Origin of the sequence: Paractinoplanes rishiriensis, from assembly GCF_016862375.1 — a bacterium.
Lineage (GTDB): Bacteria > Actinomycetota > Actinomycetes > Mycobacteriales > Micromonosporaceae > Actinoplanes > Actinoplanes rishiriensis.
In genome coordinates this window covers 1-1,630 of sequence record NZ_BOMV01000156.1, presented here as the reverse complement: position 1 = coordinate 1,630, position 1,630 = coordinate 1, and the positions used below count along the sequence as shown (strand labels likewise).

General features: G+C 63.8%; 2 protein-coding genes. Both read right to left on the bottom strand.

What is annotated here, in order from left to right:
* The coding region (locus Ari01nite_RS49340; protein ID WP_203791675.1) for a carbohydrate ABC transporter permease at nt 1-806 on the bottom strand (806 nt) is incomplete at its 3' end.
* On the bottom strand, nt 803-1,630 hold an 828-nt coding region (locus Ari01nite_RS49335; protein WP_203791674.1), incomplete at its 5' end, for a carbohydrate ABC transporter permease. The genes Ari01nite_RS49335 and Ari01nite_RS49340, both read right to left, overlap by 4 nt.

Sequence of the window (1,630 nt, the reverse complement as noted above, 5' to 3'; positions counted from 1 at the left end):
TCTTTGACGGCGCCGGCGGTGACGCCGGCGGCGACGTAGCGCTGTGCCAGGATGAGCAGCAGCGTGGCGGGGATGGACGCGGTGACGGCGGTGGCCATGATGGCGTTCCATTGTTGGTTGTTGTTGCCGATGTAGCGGTAGATGCCGAGGGTGATGGGTTGTTGGGTGCCGCCGCCGTCGAGGGTGGTGGCGAAGATGAAGTCGGACCAGGCCCAGAGGAAGGTGAATAGTGAGACGGTGACGATGGCGTTGCGGCTGACCGGCAGGATGACTGAGGTGAAGGTGCGCCATTTTGAGGCGCCGTCGATGAGGGCGGCGTTGATGAGTTCGTCGGGGATGCCGGACATGAACGCGGTGAAGATGAGGACGCCGAATGGCACGGCGATGGTGGAGTCGGCGAGGATCAGTCCGGCGGCGCTGTTGAGGACGCCGAGGCGGAGGTAGATGGCGTAGAAGCCCATCGCCATGATGATGCCGGGGATCATTTGGGCCATGAGGAGTATGAAGCTCAGCGTCCCGCCGCCGCGTGGCCGTAGTTTGGCCAGTGAGTAGCCGGCCGGTGCGGAGATCAGCAGTGTCAGGACTACGGTGCCGAGCCCGATGAACAGACTGGTGCCCAGGTAGGGTAGTTGCTGGTCGAGGACCGCCCGGTAGCCCTCGAGTGTCCCGTTGGCGGGGAACAGGTGTGGGGGGTCGCGGCGCATGTCGGTGTCCTGGGTGAAGGACACGTTGATCATCCAGTAGACCGGGAACAGCATGACCGTGGTGAACAGCAGCCCGAGTCCCGTTTTCATCACTTTGGTCATGGCTGTTGCCTGCGTTGGATTCGGATGTAGAGCAGTCCGAAGATCAGTGCCATGACGATCAGCAGGTTGCCGACCGCGGCGCCGGGTCCGAATTGGGGGAGCAGGTTGCCGAAGCTGAATCGGTAGGACCAGGTGGCGAAGGTGGTCGAGGCGTCGGTGGGTCCGCCGCGGGTCATGATCCAGATGATGTCGAAGACTTTGAGGGTGTAGACCAGGCCGAGTAGCAGCACGATCGCCGACACCGGGCGTAGCAGCGGGAACGTGACCCGCCGGAAGCGTTGCCAGCCGGTGGCGCCGTCCAGGGCGGCGGCCTCGTAGATGTCGGCGGGGATGGCCTGCAGGCCGCTGTAGAGCACGACCAGGTTGAACGGGATACCGATCCAGATGTTCGCGATGATCACCGAGGTGAGGGCCCAGTCGGGTGAGGTGAGCCAGTTCACCGGCGTCAATCCGATGCCTTCCAGCAAAGCGTTGACGATGCCGGAGTCGCTGTTGAGCATCCAGGACCAGGTCGAGGCAGAGACGATCAAAGGCAACAGCCACGGTACGAGGAACAGCGCGCGTAGCGTGGCCGACAGCGGGAAGTGGTTGACGAAGAACACCGCGAGGGCCATGCCGATGGTGAACTGGAAGATCAGCGAAACCCCGGTGAACAGCACGGTGTGCCACAGCGCCGGCCCGAACGTCGGGTCCGTGATGACCTCGGCGTAGTTGTCGAACCCGCTGAACGGCGCCCCGCCCTGCACGAACGACCGGACCGTGTATTCGCGCAGGCTCAGGTCCAGGTTGCGGTACAGCGGCCAGGCGTAGAACGCGGCCAGATA